The sequence below is a fragment of the Oceanobacillus piezotolerans genome (genome assembly GCF_003665065.1).
GTDB classification, from domain to species: Bacteria; Bacillota; Bacilli; order Bacillales; family Amphibacillaceae; genus Oceanobacillus; species Oceanobacillus piezotolerans.
The window spans coordinates 159,058-181,068 of the sequence record NZ_RCHR01000006.1; the positions used below are offsets into that span (position 1 = coordinate 159,058).

21 protein-coding genes, 11 tRNA genes and 1 rRNA gene are annotated in these 22,011 nt (G+C 38.1%); 30 read left to right on the forward strand and 3 right to left on the reverse strand.

The window, feature by feature from the left end; genetic code table 11:
- Positions 1 to 12: 12 nt before the first annotated feature.
- Entirely contained in the window at positions 13 to 918 is a 906-nt protein-coding gene (locus D8M04_RS16250; RefSeq protein ID WP_121524470.1) for a DMT family transporter, read from the reverse strand.
- 437 nt (positions 919 to 1,355) lie between these two features.
- Here D8M04_RS16250 and cshA point away from each other — a divergent pair, with 437 nt between their 5' ends.
- From cshA to D8M04_RS16265, 3 genes are all read left to right on the forward strand, one after another.
- Positions 1,356 to 2,816: a degradosome RNA helicase CshA gene (cshA, locus tag D8M04_RS16255; RefSeq protein WP_121524471.1), complete on the forward strand. Its 1,461-nt coding sequence runs from the start codon at positions 1,356 to 1,358 to the stop codon at positions 2,814 to 2,816.
- A gap of 421 nt (positions 2,817 to 3,237) precedes the next feature.
- Positions 3,238 to 3,717 (forward strand): PH domain-containing protein, encoded by a 480-nt coding sequence (locus D8M04_RS16260; protein WP_121524472.1) that lies wholly within the window; start codon positions 3,238 to 3,240, stop codon positions 3,715 to 3,717.
- The gene (locus D8M04_RS16265) at positions 3,710 to 5,185 is read left to right on the forward strand and encodes a PH domain-containing protein (protein ID WP_121524500.1); all 1,476 of its coding nucleotides are present in this window, start codon (positions 3,710 to 3,712) and stop codon (positions 5,183 to 5,185) included. The genes D8M04_RS16260 and D8M04_RS16265 overlap by 8 nt, the downstream gene beginning before the upstream one ends.
- Positions 5,186 to 5,237: 52 nt before the next feature.
- Here the strand turns inward: D8M04_RS16265 and D8M04_RS16270 are convergent, their stop codons facing one another.
- Positions 5,238 to 6,005 (reverse strand): rhomboid family intramembrane serine protease, encoded by a 768-nt coding sequence (locus D8M04_RS16270; protein ID WP_121524473.1) that lies wholly within the window; start codon positions 6,003 to 6,005, stop codon positions 5,238 to 5,240.
- A gap of 115 nt (positions 6,006 to 6,120) precedes the next feature.
- Here D8M04_RS16270 and acpS point away from each other — a divergent pair, with 115 nt between their 5' ends.
- The 14 genes from acpS to D8M04_RS16340 all read left to right on the forward strand — a co-directional run bounded on the left by acpS (position 6,121) and on the right by D8M04_RS16340 (position 17,914).
- On the forward strand, positions 6,121 to 6,489 hold the full coding sequence (gene acpS / locus D8M04_RS16275; protein WP_121524474.1) for a holo-ACP synthase: 369 nt from the start codon (positions 6,121 to 6,123) through the stop codon (positions 6,487 to 6,489).
- 56 nt (positions 6,490 to 6,545) lie between these two features.
- Complete coding sequence (locus D8M04_RS16280) at positions 6,546 to 8,063, forward strand: NAD(P)H-hydrate dehydratase (protein WP_121524475.1); 1,518 nt, start codon at positions 6,546 to 6,548, stop codon at positions 8,061 to 8,063.
- Positions 8,064 to 8,116: 53 nt separating this feature from the next.
- Positions 8,117 to 9,136 carry a LolA family protein gene (locus D8M04_RS16285; protein ID WP_121524476.1) on the forward strand — a complete coding sequence of 340 codons (1,020 nt, stop codon included), beginning with the start codon at positions 8,117 to 8,119 and terminating at the stop codon, positions 9,134 to 9,136.
- A gap of 523 nt (positions 9,137 to 9,659) precedes the next feature.
- Positions 9,660 to 9,944 carry a CopG family ribbon-helix-helix protein gene (locus tag D8M04_RS16290; protein WP_121524477.1) on the forward strand — a complete coding sequence of 95 codons (285 nt, stop codon included), beginning with the start codon at positions 9,660 to 9,662 and terminating at the stop codon, positions 9,942 to 9,944.
- 4 nt (positions 9,945 to 9,948) lie between these two features.
- Positions 9,949 to 10,311 carry a type II toxin-antitoxin system PemK/MazF family toxin gene (locus tag D8M04_RS16295; RefSeq protein WP_121524478.1) on the forward strand — a complete coding sequence of 121 codons (363 nt, stop codon included), beginning with the start codon at positions 9,949 to 9,951 and terminating at the stop codon, positions 10,309 to 10,311.
- A gap of 169 nt (positions 10,312 to 10,480) precedes the next feature.
- A complete protein-coding gene (locus D8M04_RS16300; protein WP_121524479.1) occupies positions 10,481 to 11,350 on the forward strand; it encodes an RsbT co-antagonist protein RsbRA in 870 nt (289 codons plus the stop codon).
- Positions 11,351 to 11,355: 5 nt separating this feature from the next.
- Entirely contained in the window at positions 11,356 to 11,712 is a 357-nt protein-coding gene (locus D8M04_RS16305) for an STAS domain-containing protein (protein WP_121524480.1), read from the forward strand.
- Positions 11,713 to 11,714: 2 nt separating this feature from the next.
- On the forward strand, positions 11,715 to 12,116 hold the full coding sequence (locus D8M04_RS16310; RefSeq protein WP_121524481.1) for an anti-sigma regulatory factor: 402 nt from the start codon (positions 11,715 to 11,717) through the stop codon (positions 12,114 to 12,116).
- Positions 12,117 to 12,238: 122 nt separating this feature from the next.
- Complete coding sequence (locus tag D8M04_RS16315) at positions 12,239 to 13,252, forward strand: PP2C family protein-serine/threonine phosphatase (RefSeq protein ID WP_121524482.1); 1,014 nt, start codon at positions 12,239 to 12,241, stop codon at positions 13,250 to 13,252.
- Positions 13,253 to 13,334: 82 nt separating this feature from the next.
- Positions 13,335 to 13,670, forward strand: coding sequence for an STAS domain-containing protein (locus tag D8M04_RS16320; protein WP_121524483.1), 336 nt, complete (start codon positions 13,335 to 13,337; stop codon positions 13,668 to 13,670).
- A complete protein-coding gene (rsbW, locus tag D8M04_RS16325; protein ID WP_121524484.1) occupies positions 13,670 to 14,146 on the forward strand; it encodes an anti-sigma B factor RsbW in 477 nt (158 codons plus the stop codon). Before D8M04_RS16320 ends, rsbW begins: the two co-directional genes overlap by 1 nt.
- Entirely contained in the window at positions 14,118 to 14,909 is a 792-nt protein-coding gene (gene sigB / locus D8M04_RS16330; RefSeq protein WP_121524485.1) for an RNA polymerase sigma factor SigB, read from the forward strand. The genes rsbW and sigB overlap by 29 nt, the downstream gene beginning before the upstream one ends.
- Positions 14,906 to 15,505, forward strand: a complete 600-nt coding sequence (locus D8M04_RS16335) for a SpoIIE family protein phosphatase (RefSeq protein ID WP_121524486.1) — start codon at positions 14,906 to 14,908, stop codon at positions 15,503 to 15,505. The genes sigB and D8M04_RS16335 overlap by 4 nt, the downstream gene beginning before the upstream one ends.
- A 237-nt stretch (positions 15,506 to 15,742) precedes the next feature.
- Complete coding sequence (locus tag D8M04_RS16340; RefSeq protein WP_246001308.1) at positions 15,743 to 17,914, forward strand: Tex family protein; 2,172 nt, start codon at positions 15,743 to 15,745, stop codon at positions 17,912 to 17,914.
- A 52-nt stretch (positions 17,915 to 17,966) separates the two neighbouring features.
- Here the strand turns inward: D8M04_RS16340 and D8M04_RS16345 are convergent, their stop codons facing one another.
- Positions 17,967 to 19,460 (reverse strand): catalase, encoded by a 1,494-nt coding sequence (locus D8M04_RS16345; RefSeq protein WP_121524488.1) that lies wholly within the window; start codon positions 19,458 to 19,460, stop codon positions 17,967 to 17,969.
- A 426-nt stretch (positions 19,461 to 19,886) separates the two neighbouring features.
- Between D8M04_RS16345 and D8M04_RS16350 the strand changes: the two genes are divergently transcribed.
- The 13 genes from D8M04_RS16350 to D8M04_RS16410 all read left to right on the forward strand — a co-directional run.
- Positions 19,887 to 20,345 (forward strand): SprT family protein, encoded by a 459-nt coding sequence (locus D8M04_RS16350; RefSeq protein ID WP_121524489.1) that lies wholly within the window; start codon positions 19,887 to 19,889, stop codon positions 20,343 to 20,345.
- A gap of 193 nt (positions 20,346 to 20,538) precedes the next feature.
- Positions 20,539 to 20,613: transfer RNA gene (locus D8M04_RS16355), tRNA-Asn, on the forward strand.
- Positions 20,614 to 20,616: 3 nt separating this feature from the next.
- A tRNA-Ser gene (locus tag D8M04_RS16360) sits at positions 20,617 to 20,707 on the forward strand.
- Between the two features lie 9 nt (positions 20,708 to 20,716).
- Positions 20,717 to 20,788, forward strand: a tRNA-Glu gene (locus tag D8M04_RS16365).
- A 21-nt stretch (positions 20,789 to 20,809) separates the two neighbouring features.
- Positions 20,810 to 20,886: transfer RNA gene (locus D8M04_RS16370), tRNA-Asp, on the forward strand.
- A gap of 5 nt (positions 20,887 to 20,891) precedes the next feature.
- Positions 20,892 to 20,966, forward strand: a tRNA-Gln gene (locus tag D8M04_RS16375).
- Positions 20,967 to 21,070: 104 nt separating this feature from the next.
- Positions 21,071 to 21,146 (forward strand) — tRNA-Lys (locus tag D8M04_RS16380).
- A gap of 4 nt (positions 21,147 to 21,150) precedes the next feature.
- Positions 21,151 to 21,234: transfer RNA gene (locus tag D8M04_RS16385), tRNA-Leu, on the forward strand.
- Between the two features lie 28 nt (positions 21,235 to 21,262).
- Positions 21,263 to 21,339: transfer RNA gene (locus D8M04_RS16390), tRNA-Arg, on the forward strand.
- A 5-nt stretch (positions 21,340 to 21,344) separates the two neighbouring features.
- Positions 21,345 to 21,421, forward strand: a tRNA-Pro gene (locus D8M04_RS16395).
- Between the two features lie 16 nt (positions 21,422 to 21,437).
- A tRNA-Gly gene (locus D8M04_RS16400) sits at positions 21,438 to 21,511 on the forward strand.
- 10 nt (positions 21,512 to 21,521) lie between these two features.
- Positions 21,522 to 21,595: transfer RNA gene (locus D8M04_RS16405), tRNA-Ile, on the forward strand.
- Between the two features lie 224 nt (positions 21,596 to 21,819).
- Positions 21,820 to 22,011, forward strand: a 16S ribosomal RNA gene (locus D8M04_RS16410); the annotation flags it as partial.

Sequence of the window (22,011 nt, forward strand, 5' to 3'; positions counted from 1 at the left end):
TATTATGATAAATTATTTTTTTCTCGAAATGGTAACCTTTGTCTTCCTGGAAGTACTTATTATAAATAGCAGTAAACCAAATATAATAATGGTTCCTCCTAATACTTGATGCGATGCAATCGTTTCTTCTAATATTACATAAGCTAATATACTTGCGCCAATTGGCTCTAGAACAATGGCCATGGAAATAGTGGAGTTACTTAACCACCTTGAGGCCCAATTAAATAAGGAATGGCCAAGAAAAGTAGGGATTATTGCTAGTGCCGCGAAAATGGCCCAATAATCAGCAGAATAACCACTAAATGAATTCTGTAGAATGACATTATAAAGGAATAGTGTAAGAGAACTAATACCGTAGATAATAAATGTATATGTGATGAGTGAAACATGCTTTCTTGTTTGTTGACCAAAAAGTAAATAAGCTGTCATGGCAATTGCTCCGAAGATAGCAAGCGTATCACCAAAGAAAGCAAGTCCACTTATCTGTAAATCACCCCATCCAATAATGACGCTTCCAAATATGATAATAATCATACTAATAACGACACCCGGTGAAAATCGTTCACCAAGGAATAGATAGGTGCCGAGGAAAGCGAATAATGGCAGGATAGAGATAAATAGAACAGAACTGGTTACACTTGTATAATTTAATGATTCAAACCACAGTATAAAATGCAGGGCCAAAAATACCCCCGCCAAAATGATAAATATCCAATTTTTTTTCTGAATAAGACGAAATTCGTGCCGGTAATTGGTTAAAATAATTGGTGCCATAATTAACGTGGCTAGAAACAAACGATAAAAACCAATAATCGCAGTTGGGGCTTCCGCTGCCAGTTTCACCAGAACAGCAGAGGTGGATACAGAGATAACGCCGATAATTAGCGCTATATATGGGTTAAATGGAGGGATTCGCATGAAGAACCTCCCTTTCTGCTGGATAATAAAATGTCTATATTTCATTTATATCCCTATGTCGGTATAGAAAAACTGTGCCTGCGATTACTCTGCTAAAAAAATGATACAGGCTGCTTTTATGTACTCATACTAATAACACAGGTATAGTTTACCATGATCAAACACAAAAATCACTTGCTGACTAGTAGATATCATGAACTTATGTATGTTATGATATAACATGCATAGTTTATGAGGCCTCTTACCAAAAATATGGTGATGCCTTTTTTATACTTTACAATCGTGTGAAGAACGATTCGAATTTTTAAATCTTCTATTCATTATTGATATATGTTTACCCTTGATAAGGGCTGGGAAAACTATTTAAAAATAAAGTATGAGAAAAATTCAAGGCCTCTTTTGCGAAAATTTTCACAAAAAAAGGAGTAGACAATTAGGTGACAAATTTTAACGAACTAGGTGTATCAAACCAGATATTAAAAGCATTAAATAAAATGGGGTTTGAGGAAGCAACACCGATTCAAGCACAAACCATTCCATTAGCTCTTGAAGGGCATGATGTGATTGGACAAGCGCAGACAGGAACAGGTAAAACAGCAGCATTTGGGATTCCTACCATTGAGAAAGTAGATGCCAAGCTGCGTAAAGTTCAAGCTTTGGCAATTGCCCCTACAAGAGAGCTTGCTATTCAAGTGGCAGAGGAATTAAATCGCTTAGGTAAATTCAAGAATATCAGAGCGTTGGCTATTTTTGGTGGTCAACATATGGATCGCCAAATTCGTGCGCTTAAAGACGGTCCCCAAATCGTTGTGGCAACGCCAGGTCGATTAATGGACCATATGAGAAGAAGAACGATTAATATAAGCAATGTGCAAATAGCGATTTTAGATGAAGCTGACGAAATGCTTAATATGGGATTTATCGATGATATTCGTGAGATATTAAAGGGAATTCCTGAAGAAAGACAGACGCTTCTATTCTCTGCAACCATGCCTAAGGAAATTCGTGACATCGCTACCCATTTGATGAGGGAACCAAAGGAAGTAAAAGTCAAAGCAAAAGAGATGACAGTAGAGAACATTGACCAATACTTTATTGAAATTCCTGAAAAGCATAAATTTGAAACGTTGAATAATCATTTAGATATCAACTCACCAGATTTAGCTATTGTCTTTGGAAGAACGAAAAAGCGAGTAGATGAAATTACAGAAGGATTACAAGCAAGAGGGTATCGTGCTGAAGGAATTCACGGTGACTTAACGCAAGGGAAGCGTATGTCTGTATTAAACAAGTTCAAATCTGGACGTGTTGACGTATTGGTTGCCACAGACGTAGCAGCTCGTGGATTAGATATCTCTGGTGTAACGCACGTATACAATTTTGATATTCCGCAAGATCCTGAGAGCTATGTACACCGTATTGGGCGTACAGGCCGTGCAGGTAGAACAGGAGAAGCAATCTCCTTCATTACCCCAAGGGAAATGGCGCAACTTCATTTGATTGAAAAGATAACAAAGAGTAAAATGAAACGCTTGATGCCTCCGACATATAAAGATGCACAACGTGGAAAACAACAAGTAACTATTGATAAGCTTGTTAAAACAATTGAGAAACAAGATTTAAAAGATTATCATGAAGCTGCAAATCAATTACTTCAGGATCACGATTCTATTACAGTAATTTCAGCTGCTCTAAAAATGTTAACAAAAGAGCGCAGAGATACACCGGTTAGCATTTCTTCTGTAGCACCAATCAGCGTGAAGAAAGCACAGGGTGGAGATAAGCGCAGATCAAATAACAAGCGTTATTACGGTGGACGTAACCAACAAGGTGGACGCAGCCAAGGTGGAAGAAACCGTAAAGGTAAATTCCAAAACAGTCGAAATCGCAAAGGCTAATAAGGTATAAGGGTGTTAATCAAATGGATTAGCATCCTTTTTTTATAGTTTAGCAAATGATAAAATGAACGACCCGTGGATATTTCTTATCATTAAGAAAAGCCACGTCCGGCTCCAACGCCCAGCAACTAGCAAACTTCACACTCCTCCACTACGATAAGTCAACATCGACTCCCTACGGTCGTCGTGTTTCCTTTATCTCATTGCGGAGCGCTCCAGTTTGTACGTTGCTAAACGGGCGCTTGCGCCTTTGTTCTAGTTTAGCAAATGATAAAATGAACGACCTGTGGGGTACAGTTTGTACGTTGCTAAACGGGCGCTTGCGCCTTTGTTCATTCCAAATATCCCGAAAGTGGTGGAACCTTCCTAGGTGGAATTCCGTATATGCAAATAATACATAAGGAGAAAGAGAGGGTTTCCGATGCGAGAGACACCAAAAAGTCGAATTGCCTTAGACGCAATAAAAGCTTGGAAATTAATAGGAATCCTTATAGCGGCTGCACTTTGGCTTGTTTCAATAATTGGAATGATACTGTATTATTTTTGGGGTTTTCCAATATGGATAGTCGCTAGTATAGGGGCAATTAGTGCGATATGTACATATCTTTTTATTTTTCTAGTACCTAAATTGCGCTGGAAAAAATGGCGTTATGAGATTTTGGAGCAAGAAATATATATTCAGCATGGGATTTTAATTACAACTAGAACACTGGTACCAATGATACGAGTTCAACATGTGGATACAAAGCAGGGCCCCATATTAAAGAAGTATAGGTTAGCCAGTGTAACGATATCTACTGCAGCATCTACGCATGAAATTCCTGCATTGCTTGAAGAGGACGCATCAGATTTAAGAGATCGAATCTCTGCATTAGCAAGGGTGGATGAAGATGATGTCTAATAAAGTGCGTCGTTTGCATCCGGTAGCTATCTTGTTCAAACTAGCAAAATCTTTAAAGGAGATTATATTCTACATCATTATCTCCTTTTTAACATTGAGAGATAACGGATTCTTTCTTTTAGGACTCTCTATTTTCTTAAGTATTTTGCTGATTCATAGCATCCTTTCCTGGTATCGCTTTACCTATCGAATAAAGGAAGATGAACTGCAGATTAATGAAGGTATTTTTATTCGGAAAAAACGCTATATCTCAAAGAATAGAATCCAATCCATTAACCTAACAGAAAATGTAGTACATCAACTTTTTAGATTGGTAAATGTTCAAATCGAAACAGCGAGTGGAGGGAACGATGCGGAGGCCAATTTAAAAGCGGTAAACCGAGAAGAAGGTCATCGCATTCGGGAAGCATTTAAGAGCAAGGGAAATGAAATAACTGACGTTGAACTGCTTACAGACTATGAAGAAGGAGAAAAGGGTTCCGTATATACGATTTCAGCTAATCGGTTATTTATTGCGGGAACGACCTCTGGTAGCTTAGGAGTTCTGCTGGCAATCATAGGATTTCTTGTTTCTGAATTTGCACAGTTTATTCCAGATGGTTTATATGATTCCGTCGTTACGTGGATAGTCGGATTGAGCATCATGTTAATGATTGGATTTGTAATAATCATTCTTATTTTTTTCTGGGTGTTAGGCGTTGTTGGAACAATACTGAAATACTGGAAATTTACTATAACCAAGACAGGGGACGAACTCTATATCAAAAGAGGCCTGCTTGATAAAAAGCAGACGACTATCCCGATTCATCGAATTCAGGCAGTTGGACTAAAAGAAGGTTTACTCAGACAACCTTTTGGTTTTGTTACGCTTTATGTCGAAGTAGCTGGAAGTGCGATCGAGAAAGGGGAGGATTATTCTACAGTATTATTCCCTATTTTAAAAAAGGGGGAAGTGCAGGCGTTTTTAATGGATTTATTACCAGAATACAGTTTGTTATCCAATGAAGAAATGAAATCTTTACCAAAGCGGTCACTAAAATATTATTTAATCAGGTCTACAATTCTCTTCCTATTGATTGGATTAGCTGTACTCTACTTTGTTCCTGCATTAAGCTGGTATCTTATTCCATTCTTCCTGTTATTGCTCTTATTAGGGTATTTCCGTTATAAAGATGCTGGTTTTTATATAGAGGGTCAACATTTGCTCATTCGTTTTCGGAGACTAAGCAAAACAACCATCTTACTTCCGGCCAGAAGAATCCAGGCAATGGAAAACAAACAACATTTCTTTCATAAAAAGGAGCTTTTAGAGACAATCATGTTTTCTATTATAGGAGGGCAAGGAATGGGGAAGCATTATAAATTAAAGGAGATAGAAACCACTGATGCAGAAGTGCTGCGGAAATGGTTCTCGAATCATAAAAATAATAAAAAGCCTGGCAGTGCGGGAGCTGGACCCAAGAAGTAAACTTAAAATCTAACTTTGGAGTTGCTATCGCGCCAGGCTTTTGAAATAACAACTAGAAGAATCTGCTAAAAAGTCCAAGTAAGGCAAGAAACCCAAGAATAATCCAAAAGATATTCTTTCTTAACTTTGGTGAGATCCTCCGTTTTTTCTTCCAGCGATTGGGATCAAATTGGATATCCTCATCGGAATGATAACGGTGTTGCCTCACATTCCAAGGAGAATAGGGTCTGACATTTCGTAAAACGAGAGGTGCTAGGATAAATCCGCCTATAAAGCCAAATAGGTGAGCTAGAATATTAATGTTAGGTTGGATAAATGTCATGATTAAACTGATAGCAAGAATGACGCTTATCATTTTTGCGCTTCCTTGATCGATCAAATGTTTTCGGTTCATTACCATAAAGATATAGACACCAAATAGACCAAAGATAGCCCCAGAAGCACCAACCGACGCATAATTTAACGGCTCAAAAATAAACGAGGCAAGGCTTCCTATAATGCCTGCACCAAAGTAGAGAAAAAGGAACTTTAATTTACCAAGCATTTGTTCAAGGGCAGGGCCAAAAAGCACGAGTGAGAAAGAGTTAAATAAGGCATGCATCAAGTCAGCATGCAGGATAGTGGAAGTAAGGAGTCTCCAATACTCTCCTTGTGCGATGAAGAAGTTATAGGCAGTACCCATATTCCAAATATAAAATCCTATAGGCAAGCGAAGAAAATCGATTATTAGCCACAGAATGAAGTGAATAATAACGAGTGTAGAGACAACAGGATAGTTTTGCATGAATTCTTTTATACTTCGTTCGTTACGAATAAACATACTCCTGTGGGATACCTCCCTAACTATAAATTTATTAAAAGGGTACTATTATTATAATACTTAAAGCAAATCAATATGACCAATGTAATGTCTGATGTAAGAGAGGTTTGATATTGTGATAAAAGGAATTGGAATTGATATTATAGAACTGCAGCGAATTCAGCAAACGATGGAGCGAAATCCAAAGTTTGTAGAAAGAATATTAACAGAAAAGGAACGTAGTCGCTTTCTTCAGTTAAAGACAAGCCGGAGAAAAATAGAATATCTTGCTGGAAGATTTGCAGCGAAGGAAGCTGTAGCAAAAGCTTATGGAACAGGGATAGGAGCACTTAGCTTCCAGGATATTGAAGTGTTATCCAATCCCGAAGGTGCTCCAGAAGCAAGCATAAAAGGGGATCTTATTAATAAGCTGCATTTATCAATCACCCACAGCAAGGATTATGCGGTAGCACAAGCAATCATGGAAGCGAGAGACCATCGATAAGTTGCATATTTCTATAGGTTGTCTCATATATTTTAATGCAGCAGGAGGGAACAAGGATGTATATTGCCACTGCAAAGGAAATGTACGATATTGACCGTTACACAATGCAGGAAATTGGGCTGGATGGTAAGTTATTGATGGAAAACGCTGGTAGGGCAATTAGTGAAGAAATAGTAAAGATAATTAAAGAAAACGACCGTATTATTGTGTTTGTTGGTTCTGGAAATAATGGAGGAGATGGATTTGTTATTGCCAGAACATTACTTGAGGCAAACTATCAGGTAAAAGTAATGCAAGTAGTACCAAATGGAAAAATAGCAGGAGATGCCCTCTATCATAAGGAAATCTATCTAAAATGTGGTGGAGAAGCAGCAGTTCTGGAAGATGATTTAAACATGATGCATTCTTTGCGAAATACGGACGTTATCATTGATGCGATGTTAGGGATAGGGGTAAGAGGGGAGTTGCGTGAACCAATTGCTTGTTGTGCGAAGTGGATTAATCGCTCTGGTGCAAAAGTAATCAGTGTGGATATTCCTAGTGGATTACCTGCAGAAGAATCGGATGAATCGTTCACGGCAATTAAAGCGGACTATACTTATTTGGTTGGTACAGCTAAATTGAGCGCTTTTCTAGAAAAAACAGCTCCATATTATGGAACGTGGAAAGTCGTATCGATTGGATTTCCAAGGTGGGTTATAGAAGCGTATTCTAAACGGAAAGTATGGCTGGACCATGATTTTCAGTCGACCATGCCAAGGCGGGAACCTTATTCTCACAAGGGAAATCATGGCAGGGGTCTTATCGTTGGTGGCAGCACGCGAATGCCAGGATCTATTTCGATGTCGGTAAAGGCTGCTTTAAAAGCTGGAGCAGGTCTGGTTACTGCTGGTACTTCCAAAGAAATCTTTCATACGATTGTTTCTTACTGTCCAGAAGCGATGTGTGTTCCGCTTCCAGAGAAGGATGGTTACCTTACGCACTCCCATACTCTAAAACTGGACAAGTACAATTGTGTTGCTGTAGGTATTGGGCTCGGAAGGCATAATGATACAACAGAGCTTGTTAAGTCCCTTATAAAAAGCGCACCATGTCCAATAATCATTGATGCAGATGGTTTATATCATCTGAAAAACAATCTGTCTAATCTTAAAGAAAGAACCTATCCTACCATTATCACACCACATCCAGGTGAGATGGCTATGTTATTGGATGTAACTATACCAGAGATTTTGCAGTTCCCATTCCACTATAGCTCAGTGTTTGCCAAAGCCCATAACGTATTTGTCATTCTCAAAGGCAAGCATACGATTATTACTGCACCAGATGGGAGGCAGTATATCAATAATACTGGGAATCAAGGGCTGGCAAAAGGGGGCAGTGGGGACGTTCTTACTGGGATAGTGCTGTCAATGGTCATGCAAAAACAGGAGTTATTTCAAGCATTGTGTAATGCATGCTATCTACATGGAAAAGCAGCCGATTTAATGATAAGGGATACACACTCTTATTATGATCTATTGGCTACAGATGTGATAGATGGTATACCAAAAGTGTATCGTACATTTTCTTAAGAATCGGTGTCAATGTATGTTCCCTGATGTATAGAGACAAGGGAGATATGTACATGACAAAAATATTATCAAGAGGAAAATTAATACTGTTTGTTTTCATCGTACTATTGCTAGCCGCATGTGGAGAAAAGTCACAGGAAGATGTGGCGGGAACTCTGCAGAAAAAGGTAGATGAAATGACTGGTTATAAGGCAAAGGCAGAAATGTCCATGAACACAGGGCAGGAGGAACAAAAATTTAATATTGATATTTGGCATCAAGAAGGTGACTTATATCGCGTTGCCCTTTCCGGTAACACGGATGAACAAGGAAGTCAGATTATCTTAAAGAATGAAGATGGGGTCTTTGTTCTTACACCAGCCTTGGAGAAAAGTTTCAGGTTTCAATCAGAATGGCCGAATAATGGAAGCCAGCCTTATTTGTATCAATCCTTAGTAGAAGATGTTTTAAATGATTCGGAAGCAACATTTGAAAGTACAGAAACCGATTATATCTTTAGAACAAAAACAAATTACCAAAGCAACAACAACCTGCCATTCCAGGAAATTTATTTCTCAAAAAAGACATATACACCAACTTTAGTTAAAGTAATGGATAAAGACAATAATGCACTTGTAGAAGTGAAATTCTCTAGCTTTGAATTAGATCCAACCTTCGCTGAAGACGATTTTTCAATGGAGAAGAATATGGCATCCAATGATGCAAGCGCAACAGTTGCAGGTGAAGCTTCTCCAGGTGTTCTCGAGATTGTAATGCCTGAGTTTACTGCAGGTGGAGAATTAACGGAGCAAAAGGAAATAGAATTAGAGAATGGAAAGCGGGTCATCTTAACGTTTGATGGTGAAAAGAACTTTACTTTAGTGCAAGAACGCAAGGAGTCATCTCCTGCCATGACCCATCCACAAGAAGTAGAAGGGGATATTGTTAACTTAGGTCATGCAGTTGCGGCTTTATCGGATAATAGATTGGAATGGACATATAATGGGGTTGATTATACCTTAGCTAGCGATGAATTAACAAAAGAAGAAATGATTCAAGTTGCTCAAACTGTTCAAGGAAAGGCTGTAAAGTAAAAAGCAACTTTTACAGAAAATGGAGTAGGGGATATAGTACCGATGAATAATCATTTGACCCCGGCTTTGGAGATTCGGGAGTTCAGAAAGCAATATCTTGAATAAATATTTGTTTTTTATGGAAGAGTGGGTAGGAGTAAATGGGGTGAGCAGGCTCGGGAAAGAGAGGGGGTCTGCTTTTTATTTTTAGATGCATGTTTTTAATGAAACTGCATATATTTTACAGGATGCAATAATTCATTCGTTATCTTTAAAAAGGAATGCAGGAAAGCATAAAGTCTTACTTTTCACCGATTTCTACTATTCCTTCTTCTAATCCTCTGAAAAGTGGATAGACATGTCAGCATTTTTCTCTTATTATTGTTTAAACTACGTCTATTCCCTAGCTGGATTGATGTAAAACGACAAAATAAATGATTTTTTTTACAAAAAGTTGCTAGACCCCTTTGCAAACTGATTGTTTCAATGCTATTATATAAGGGACATTATAAGTTCGTTCAACAGTTGGCGGAGGTGCATTGGTTTGTCAGAGAGTTTGCAAGAAGTGATGGTAAAATTACCAACAAACCTACTAAATGAGGTGGATGGATTAATGAAATACGAAAATAGTGACTTAAGTGACTTCATATGTCAGGCAACGAAAAATTATTTGCAACATAAGAAGGATGAGCACGTTAGGCAATTTCATGAAACGATGCAACGCGGGTATCAGGAAATGGGCCGCATTAATCTAACAATTGCTTCGGAAGCTTTTCAAGCTGAAGAGGAGGCTGAAATCACCTTTAAACGCACTGTGATCGGGGTGTAAAATTTTGATCGTTCAAAGAGGCGAGGTATATTTCGCTGACCTATCTCCTGTTGTTGGGTCAGAACAGGGGGGCGTTCGCCCGGTATTGATTCTTCAAAATGATATTGGCAATCGATTTAGCCCTACTGTAATAGTTGCAGCAATCACTGCACAAATCCAAAAGGCTAAATTACCTACCCATGTCGAAATAGATGCTAAAAAATATGGGTTTGATCGGAATTCTGTTATATTATTGGAACAGATTAGAACCTTAGACAAGCAGCGATTAACAGATAAAATAACGAAATTAGACAATGAAATGATGAAAAAGATCAATCAAGCTGTTGAAATTAGTCTTGGATTAAAGGAATTATATAACGGTCAATGACTCAGACACCCTTCTCAACAACAGGAGAAAGGGTTTTTTGTTTTTGCTTGAACTTTGAAACTTCATTGTAGATAAGAGTGTATGTTATAATATGATTTAAGTGTTTAAAATGACATTTTTTTAAATGTTTTCATAAAAATAGATAATTTGGACAGTGAGGGTGAGTGGAATGGATTCGAGTTTTAAAAAGATTGCGATAGAGAATAGTGATACAATCGTACAAATGTGGCTGAAAGAAATCTCTTCACTTAAAGATGTAAATTACACATCTACTATCTCGAATGATTTATATCAAAATGCTAGTCGGGAATTTGCTGATGTCATTTTTACTAGTATAAGAGGACAAGGGTCTACAGATGCTTTAGAAGCATTCTCTGAAAAGATTATCAATTTGGGATGGCCATTAAGTTATATTACTGATGGTTTGCAGGTATTTAGAAGGGTAACGACGAAGTTTATTTTAAGCAAGCATGATCAACTGGACACAGAGGCATTCTCGGAAGTTTTAGAGAGTGTGGACCACTGGGTAGAGCCCATTATCAGACAACTGGTAAACGATTATACTGGAAACTGGGAAAATATTGTTTCCCTCCAGCGTGTGGCATTGCAAGAATTATCTGCTCCCCTAATACCTGTCATGGAAGGTATTACAATTATGCCATTAATCGGCACAATCGATACGGAAAGAGCCAAATTAATTATGGAAAATCTACTGCAAGGAGTTATCCGATATAATTCTGAGGTTGTTTTAATAGATATTACCGGAGTTCCAGTTGTTGATACCATGGTTGCTCATCATTTAATTCAAGCAGCAGAAGCAGTTAGATTGATAGGTGCGAAGTGTATTCTTGTAGGAATACGTCCTGAGATTGCACAAACCATTGTAAACCTTGGTATTGATTTAAGTAATTTCCCTACAAAGAGTTCATTGAAAAAAGGATTTACGGCTGCATTGGAAATTACAAATCGAGAGATTATTGATAGAGAACCCAAAGAAGAAAATATAGAGAGTCTCATCAAATCAATAAGAGGGGAGTGAGCAAATTGCCAATACCTATTTTAAAGTTGCATAATTATCTACTTATATCCATACAAACAGAAATCGATGACCAAACAGCAATACAATTTCAAGAGGATTTGCTGGATAAAATTCATAAGACTGGTGCAACTGGTGTGGTTATTGACTTAACTTCAGTAGATATTATTGATTCGTTTATTGCAAAAGTCTTAGGTGATGTTGTGTCTATGTCTGATTTAATGGGGGCTAAAGTAGTTCTTACAGGTATTCAGCCTGCTGTAGCGATGACTTTAATTGAACTTGGTATTCATTTACAGAATATCCCAACTGCTCTCGATTTAGAACAAGGTTTAATTAAGTTGCATCAGGAATTGGGGGTATAAAAATGAAACCTCAGTCTGGTGTAATAATTCGTAAAGAATGGGATATTGTAGGCGCTCGCCAGGTTGCTAGAGAGATGGCAAGAGAGCTGAAATTTGGCGTGGTGGACCAGGCTAGAATAGCGACGGCAGTTTCGGAATTAGCGAGAAATATTTATTTATATGCTAACGAAGGTCAGATCTTATTTAATGCCATTCAGTCAGTGAATAAGACAGGCCTTTGTGTAAAAGCAGTAGATACTGGTCCTGGAATCAATGATATTAGTGAAGTAATGCAAGATGGCTATTCTACTTCTGGTGGACTAGGCGCTGGATTACCCGGCGTGAAGCGATTAATGGATGAATTCGACATAAAAACAGAGATTGGGATAGGGACAACCATTACGGCAACGAAATGGGTTCGTTAATCGGTAAGGTGTGTGCTTATCAAAGCACACATCTTTATTTTTAGATAAGTTTAGAATTTTTTTGCAAGAAATACCCGTAGTAGTTTAAGTCCCATTTATAAGTAATCTCAGAGGAGGGTTCCATGGAAAAGCTCATTAATCAAGACGTAAAAGAATATAAGAAATTACTGGAACAATATATTATGACACAAGACGAGCGATCCCTTTATGGTGCGGAACTAATGAGTAAAGATTTCATTAAAAATAATATCCTTCCAGAAGAAATAGTTAGTTTGCATATACAAGCAATGGAGGAATTGTTCCCTGATCTTACAGTGTCCTTCCACCATTCCATGAATTTTTTATTAGAGGCGCTGATTTATTATGGTTTAGCCCATCAGGAATATCAACAACTAAGGGAACAACAACTCACTATTAAGTCAGAGATTTCAGTGGCGGCGGAAATGCAGGAAACCTTACTTAAAACAGAAAAGCCATCGATTGATGGCTTAGATATAGGGGTCGTAAGTGTGCCGGCCCATCAAATGAATGGTGACTACTATCATTTTGTTAAAGGAAAAGGCGGAATGCTTGGATTAGCTATTGCTGATGTGATAGGAAAAGGAATCCCAGCAGCATTATGTATGTCCATGATTAAGTATTCGATTGATAGTTATCCAGAAGACACCATGCAGCCCAATGTAATTTTAGAAAACTTGAATCGTGTAGTTGAAAGAAATGTAGAATCGAATATGTTTATTACCATGAGCTATGCGCAGTATTATCCTAGTGAAAGTAAGCTGAAATACGCTTCAGCTGGACACGAGCCAGGCTTCTACTATCATGCAGAAGAAGATAGATTTGAAGAGATGGATGCAAAAGGATTGGTACTAGGTGTTATGCCAAATTCAACTTACAATCAACATGAAATGTATCTTCAAGAAGAAGATATGGCGATATTTTTAACAGACGGTGTTACGGAGTGCAGAGACGGTGAACGATTTATAGAGACGCAGGAAGTATTGGATATAATTCGGGAACATAAAGAATTGCCCGCACAGGAATTGGTGGATATTGTTTATCGCCATTTCGCGAAAATGCAGGATTTTCATTTGAGAGATGATTTCACATTAATTATTTTGAAAAAAGAGGTTTGAGTATGTGTCGTTTTGGGTAAATAAAAGTGTAGTAATTAAGATAAAATGATACGGCAAGATGCAATCGCTTAGGAGGTTAATGATGGATCTTTCGATTGAAGTAGTGGAAAATGATGAAAAAAATTCTATAAAGCTTTCCGGTGAAATAGATGCTTATACAGCTCCGAAACTGAAAGAAACACTTCTGCCTTTAACCAAATTGGAGAAAGTTAATACTATTGAAGTGGATTTCACAAATGTCAACTACATGGACAGTACTGGTTTAGGGGTTTTCGTAAGTGCGTTAAAATCATCAAATGAACATGGAAATGAATTTAAGTTAGTGAATTTAAATGATCGGATTTATCGAATTTTTAAGATTACAGGACTCATTGATATTATGGACATTCAGCGAGTAACTAAAGGTGGAGAAGTATAATGGGTAATTTTGAGCTTATTGAGATGAAGGTACCCGCAAAGGCAGAATATGTTGGTGTTGTTCGTTTAAGTCTCTCAGGTATAGCAAATAGAATGGGCTTCTCCTATGAAGACATTGAGGATTTAAAGATTGCTTTATCTGAAGCAATTACAAATGCGGTAACACATGCGTATGAAGAGGAAGAGAATTCAGGAATAGCAATTGCGTTTGGTATATACGAAGATCGCTTAGAAATTATGGTTGCAGACCACGGTGGCAGTTTTGATTTAGATGAGATTAAGAATAACACAGGACCATATAAAGAGAACGACAGTATTGAAACTGTTCGAGAAGGAGGCTTTGGGTTATTTCTAATAAACGCACTGATGGATGAAGTACAAATTAACAACAATGATGGTGTTATTGTACTTATGACTAAGTATCTAAATGAAACTGAGGTGGACCTTGATGCAGATGAAATCTCAACCACAAAATAAAGGAAGAGACGAGGTTTACCAATGGATTGAATATTTACATGAGTATCCTAAAGATAAAGAAGTTCAAGAAAAACTGGTTCTCCACTATCAAGGGCTGGTTAAATCCATTGCATTAAAATATTCCAAGGATGGGATGATTCTTGAAGACTTAGTGCAGGTAGGAATGATCGGATTGTTAGCTGCAGTAAGGAGATATGATGCAACATTTGGTAAATCATTCGAGTCGTTTGCTATTCCTACTATAATAGGTGAGATCAAACGGTATATTCGTGATAAGACATGGAGTATTCATGTCCCGCGGAGAATTAAAGAATTAGGTCCGAAACTAAAGAAAGCAGTAGACGAGCTCACAAATCAAAACCAGAAATCACCAACAGTCCAAGAGCTTGCAGAATATCTGGAAGTATCTGAGGAAGAAATTTTGGAAACGATGGAAATGAGCAAGAGTTACCATGCGCTTTCTGTAGATAGACAAGTTGAATCTGATTCGGATGGCAGTAAGATAAGTATATTAGATTTAATTGGAAACAGTGAAAATGGATATGACAATACAGACTATAAGATTATCTTAGAGAATATTCTACCAATTTTATCTGAAAGAGAACAATTAATTATTAAATATACGTATTTTGATAATTTAAGTCAGAAGGAAACAGGGGAACGATTAGGTATATCCCAAATGCATGTTTCGCGACTGTTACGTCGATCTCTACGGAAACTTAGAGAAGCTATACAGTCTGAAAGTACGGAGGTCTTTGATTGAGTGAGAATATTACTGATAAGGTAGAAGTATCCGTATTTCATAAGGCCAAACATGGAAATCAATGTTCTGGGGATAGTTATTTCTACTCGGAAACGGAAGAAGAATTTGTTTGTGCATTAGCAGATGGTTTAGGCAGTGGAGAAGTTGCAAGAGAGTCATCCAATATTGTCATTGATATTATAAAGAATAATGAGGATGCTACGGTAGAGCAATTAGTGAAAAAAGCAAATGATCAGCTTCTTGGAAAACGTGGAGTAGTCATTGGGATTTTCAAGATTGATTTTAAAAATCTTACCTATTCCTTTGCATCCATTGGTAATATTGGATTGATGATAGTAAAAGACGGGAAAAAGAAACGGAATATTCCGAATGCTGGCTATTTAGGCGGGTTTAAACGGCCGTTTCCTGTGAAGACAGATAAATTGGGACCCAAAACAAATTTTTATATGTTTTCTGATGGAGTATCGGATAGAGAGTTATCCAATATCCAGATTGCGGAGGAAGAAATAAAAAAAGTTATTGATACATTTGCTTATACTATAGAAAAAGATAGAAAAGACGATACTACCCTAATTGCGATGAGATATGAGGGATGAAGGCTGACAACTCTGTCAGCCTTTTTGTTAGCACAGGAAATTATAAAAATTGCGAATTTTGGGTATTTCTTAATAAAAGAAAGGCCACGTCTCTGTTTGTACGTTTCCAAATAAGCACTTCCTCCTTTGTCTTGCTTATGGAAGCGTCATTATTTTTCTAAGGGAATAGTAAGTCTAATTAGGTAATACATATTTGGATTTGGTAAAATGAAAAGAGGAATTAAAGGAGGAACAGATGTGGGAATTATAATTGAACAAGATCTGGCTAAAGTGGTAGCTAAGGAATCGGGAGTTAAAGAATCAATTGTACAAAAGGTCATTGCTCTACTAGAGGAAGGAAATACTGTTCCGTTTATTGCTCGTTACCGGAAAGAGGTAACAGGTGGTTTAGATGAGGTGCAAATTAAAACTGTTCAAGATAAATATCAATATGCAGTAAATTTGTCAGATAGAAAACAGGAAGTACTCCGGATTATTGATGAACAAGGCAAACTGACAGAAGAACTTGAAAAAGAAATTAAAGGGGCAACTCAATTACAAAGAGTAGAAGATTTATATCGTCCATATAAACAAAAGCGCAGGACCAAGGCCACTATTGCGAAAGAAAAAGGGCTTGAACCTTTAGCGGAATTAATTTGGAAACAAGAGTTAATCAATGTAACAGGAGAAGCGGAAAAATATTATTCTGAAGAACACGAATTACATACAGTAGAAGAAGTGCTTTCTGGAGTAAATGATATTATTGCAGAATGGATATCGGATGAGGCAGCTTTCCGCGAGCATATTCGTGATGTTACTTTTAAACAGGGGATCTTAGAAGCGGAAGTAAAGGACAAAGAAAAAGACGAAAAATCTATATATGAAATGTATTATGAATATCATGAACCAGTTCGTTCATTAGTTCCACACCGCGTATTGGCTCTAAATCGGGGAGAGAAAGAGAGTGTGTTAAAGGTTGGCATCCAACCTCCAATACAACCTATTATCGATTACCTGCATAAGCAGATAGTGAACCGCTCTGCGATTGAAGAAGTAAAAGAAATACTGTTTTCTGCAATAGAGGATGGATATAAACGTTTAATTCAACCGTCTATCGAACGCGAGATTAGAACTTCATTAACGGAAAAAGCAGAAGAACATGCTATTGAAGTTTTCTCTGTTAATTTGAAGAATTTATTATTACAGCCGCCATTAAAGGGAAGAACAATTTTGGGAGTCGATCCTGCTTATCGAACAGGATGTAAGCTTGTAGTAGTGGACGAAACAGGGAAAGTACTAGAGGTTGGGGTTATGTATCCAACAGCACCGAAAAATGATATTGCAGGTTCAGAAAAAATTGTTTTGAAGCTTGTTCAAAAGTATAATATTGAGCTTGTAGCAATAGGAAATGGAACTGCCTCACGTGAAACGGAACAATTTATCTCAGATGTGATTGGGAACAATGATTTAAATATCCCGTATATTATTGTGAATGAGGCTGGTGCTAGTGTGTATTCTGCTTCTGAACTAGCGAGAGAAGAATTTCCAGATTTACAAGTAGAACAACGCAGTGCTGCGTCTATTGCCCGTCGTGTACAGGATCCACTTGCAGAGTTAGTGAAAATTGATCCTAAGTCTATTGGTGTTGGCCAATACCAGCATGATGTTAGTCAAAAGGCGTTGAATGAATCGTTAACTTTCGTTGTAGAAACAGCGGTGAACCAGGTGGGAGTTAATGTAAATACGGCCTCAGCTTCCCTATTGCAATATGTTTCAGGTTTAAGTAAGACAGTAGCACGGAACATTGTGAAAAAGAGAAATGATGAGGGGAAGTTCGCGAGTAGAGCAGAGTTGAAAAAAATTCCAAGGCTTGGTGCCAAAACTTATGAACAAGCTATTGGGTTTTTAAGAATCATCGATGGAAAGAATCCATTAGATCGTACTCCTATTCACCCGGAAACTTATTCGCAAACGCAAAAACTGCTTGATATCATGGATTGTGGTTTAAATGATATTGGCACTGATAAACTGCGGGACAAAATTAATAAGTTAGATAAAAAAGAAATGGCGCAGCAATTGGAAATAGGAGAACCAACCTTAATTGATATTCTAAATGCATTAAGTCGGCCAGAAAGAGATCCGCGTGATGACTTTCCGCAGCCGCTATTAAAACAAAATGTGATGACCTTAGAAGACTTAAAGCCTGGGATGGAAATGCAAGGGACAGTGCGAAATGTAGTAGATTTCGGAGTATTTGTAGACATTGGCGTAAAACAGGACGGACTAGTCCATATCTCTAAAATGGCAAACAAATTTGTCAAACATCCAATGGACGTTGCTTCTGTCGGAGATGTCGTCACCGTGTGGGTAGAACAAGTGGATGTAGATAAGGGTAGAATTGCGTTATCGATGATTGAAGATAAGAAGTAAAAAAACAGCTCAGGAGCTATAATCTCCTGAGCTATTTTAGAGTATTCTATTCTTATACTAATTCTACATCACTAGCTGCTGCTTCTACTTCACTTAGTGAAACACCTAATGCTTTCGCAATGCCTTCACCATAAGCAGGATCTGCTTTATAGCAATTGTTAGTATGACGTAAACGAACTTCTTTATTCGTCCCTTCCATAGCGCGAGCAGTGTTTTCGAATAGGCGTTGTTTTTCTTCTTCCGTTAGGAGGTTGAATAACTTACCAGGCTGTTCATAGTAGTTATCATCATAACCGCGGTAATCATAGTAATCTGCACCGCCATCTAATGCAAGTGATGGTTCTTGGTGTTCCTTGCTATCTTCCCATTCGCCATAGCTATTTGGGCTATAAGAAACTTGACCACCTTGGAAAGGATGAATTCTCATTGCACCATCTCTATGATATGGATGGAAGTTTTTCACGTTTTTAGGGAAGTTAACAGGAATTTGCCAATGGTTAACACCTAAACGGTAGCGTTGAGCATCTCCATAAGAGAATAGACGTCCTTGTAACATTCTATCTGGTGAGAATCCAATACCAGGAACGATATTAGTTGGAGCGAATGCTGCTTGCTCTACTTCTTCAAAATAGTTTTCTGGGTTACGGTTAAGTTCAACTTCTCCAACTTCGATAAGTGGATAGTCTCCTTTATACCATACTTTTGTTAGATCGAATGGATCGTCTTTGCTGTTTCTAGCTTGTTCATCTGTCATTACTTGGATGTACAGTTTCCATTTAGGGAAGTTTCCTTCCTCGATAGCAGTGTAAAGATCAAGTTGGTGACTTTCACGGTCTTTACCTACAATTGCTTCTGCTTCTTGGTCTGTTAAATTCTTGATTCCTTGTTGTGTACGGAAGTGGAATTTTACCCATACACGTTCATTGTCAGCATTAATCAAGCTATAAGTATGACTTCCAAACATATGCATGTGACGATAGCTTGCTGGAATACCACGATCACTCATAACAACTGTAACTTGGTGAAGTGCTTCAGGTAGGCTAGTCCAGAAATCCCAGTTTGCTTGTGGGTTATGCAAGTTTGTTTTAGGATCACGTTTAACAACGTGGTTTAAGTCAGGGAAACGCTTAGGATCTCTAAAGAAGAATACAGGTGTATTGTTCCCAACTAAATCCCAGTTCCCTTCTTCTGTATAGAACTTCATCGCTGTACCACGGATATCACGTTCTGCATCAGCAGCACCACGTTCACCTGCTACAGTTGAGAAGCGGACAAACATATCTGTTTTCTTTCCAACTTCTGAGAAGATTTTTGCTTTTGTATATTTAGTAATGTCGTTTGTTACAGTAAATGTTCCGTATGCACCAGAACCCTTAGCGTGCATACGACGCTCAGGAATTACTTCGCGGTCGAAGTGTGCCAATTTTTCTAAGAACCAGTAGTCCTCCATTAATAATGGACCGCGTTTTCCAGCAGTTTTTACATCATCATCATTTGCTACTGGAGCACCGAATGCGGTAGTCATTTTCTTTTTATTTTCGCTCATTTTACAAATAACCTCCTGTTTCTTAAATGTAATTATTATAATACCATAGTAATTTTTTAATTACTATTGATATATATACGTGAATTGCCAGTCTTGAGAGATAGATAGACTTTACTCCAAACCCTTTCAGTCCTGGTTTCATTGCTGTTTTTCTGCTTATGTATTTTAGGCAGAGTAATGAACTCTTTCTCATTTACTTTTTAGAATTGAGAAATGAGTAGGTAGGTCTTTTTTAAATTTATTCAAGATATAAAAAAAGGAATTTATTCCTATAATTATTATATCGAACCGTAAATAAAAATCAATGTTTAATTACAATAATTTTAAATAACGATAATTGAGACTAGATAGGATGTGTCTGCGGTTGTATAATAGAATATATACTTATAGATAAGCTGAGAAATATTAATAAGGATGTTTTCGCAAATGGATCCAATAAATGAGAAAATGCTTTATGAGCTGGTTAATAAATTATCATTACAATATTTCCATAAACCATTTATGGATGTGGTGAAGTTTAATAGTAGACTTAGGACAACTGGCGGGAGATATATACCTGGTAAGAGAACAATAGAATTAAACCCTAAATATGCTGTTGAGATGGATGGAGAAGAGTTCGTCGGAATTATAAAGCACGAACTTTGTCATTACCACCTTCATATAGAAGGAAGGGGTTATCAGCATCGGGATGAGGACTTTAGAAGGTTGCTAAGAGAAACAGGTTCTCCTCGTTTTTGCAAGCCATTGCCATCTCAGAGAAACGAATATAAATATGTATATTCTTGCCGCCGTTGTGCAACGAAATATAAAAGGAAAAGAAGAGTCGATACAAATAAATATAGATGCGGTAAATGTAGAGGGAAATTGGTTTTACTTACAAAATAGCTTTTTGGCTCTCATAATTTATAAAACATATATAAAAAAGATATTGACGAAATAATATCGCTCGTGGTAAATTAATTAAGCAATGAAATTGGTTGTCCATTGATAAGAAAAACTTCTTAAAAAAATGTTGACAACTTAAATCGAATGCTGTATAGTAATATTCGTTGCCGTTATTTTAATTGCAACTTATTATTCCACAGTAGCTCAGTGGTAGAGCAATCGGCTGTTAACCGATCGGTCGTAGGTTCGAATCCTACCTGTGGAGCCATATGGAGAAGTACTCAAGTGGCTGAAGAGGCGCCCCTGCTAAGGGTGTAGGTCGTGTAAGCGGCGCGAGGGTTCAAATCCCTCCTTCTCCGCCATTATAAAATGGCCCGTTGGTCAAGCGGTTAAGACACCGCCCTTTCACGGCGGTAACACGGGTTCGAATCCCGTACGGGTCATCTTTTAAAATAAAATGTTTAGGTCCGGTAGTTCAGTTGGTTAGAATGCCTGCCTGTCACGCAGGAGGTCGCGGGTTCGAGTCCCGTCCGGACCGCCATTTGTTGGGCCATAGCCAAGCGGTAAGGCATCGGGTTTTGATCCCGTGTATCCTAGGTTCGAATCCTAGTGGCCCAGCCATTTTTATTTTAGTATCCAATCTTCTTAAGTGAGAATCTTAATATAGGGATTGAATTATACTATTACAATAATAGTATTTTTTTATGAAAAAGTATCATTATAAAGAGCCATTAGCTCAGTTGGTAGAGCATTTGACTTTTAATCAAAGGGTCGAAGGTTCGAATCCTTCATGGCTCACCATTATGCGGTCGTGGCGGAATGGCAGACGCGCTAGGTTGAGGGCCTAGTGGGTGAATAACCCGTGGAGGTTCAAGTCCTCTCGGCCGCACTAGGGTTTCCATATTAATTGTTTATATGCGCCCGTAGCTCAATTGGATAGAGCGTTTGACTACGGATCAAGAGGTTAGGGGTTCGACTCCTCTCGGGCGCGCCATATTACGGGAAGTAGCTCAGCTTGGTAGAGCACTTGGTTTGGGACCAAGGGGTCGCAGGTTCAAATCCTGTCTTCCCGACCAGCGTAAAAATTCATATGCGGGTGTAGTTAAATGGTATAACCTCAGCCTTCCAAGCTGATGTCGTGGGTTCGATTCCCATCACCCGCTCCATTATTAAAATGGGCCTGTAGCTCAGCTGGTTAGAGCGCACGCCTGATAAGCGTGAGGTCGGTGGTTCGAGTCCACTCAGGCCCACTCAATCAATTTTGTTAACTTCTTTTAAAAAGTTGTTGACATCCGATTGGGAAAATGATATATTTATCTAGTCGCTTTTAAAGCGAAACTATTTGCTCTTTGAAAACTGAACAAAACAACCAGTATGTTAGGACATGAAGAAAAACTCGTTTTTTCTTTTAAATAGAAGGTAACACTTCTAAAAGCTAAGACATGGAATTGATTGGTGTCAATTCTAACAAACTTTTTTGGAGAGTTTGATCTTGGCTCAGGACGAACGCTGGCGGCGTGCCTAATACATGCAAGTCGAGCGCATGAAACTTTTCTGACCCCTCCGGGGTGACGAAGAGTGGAATGAGCGGCGGACGGGTGAGTAACACGTGGGCAACCTGCCTGTAAGACTGGGATAACTCGCGGAAACGCGAGCTAATACCGGA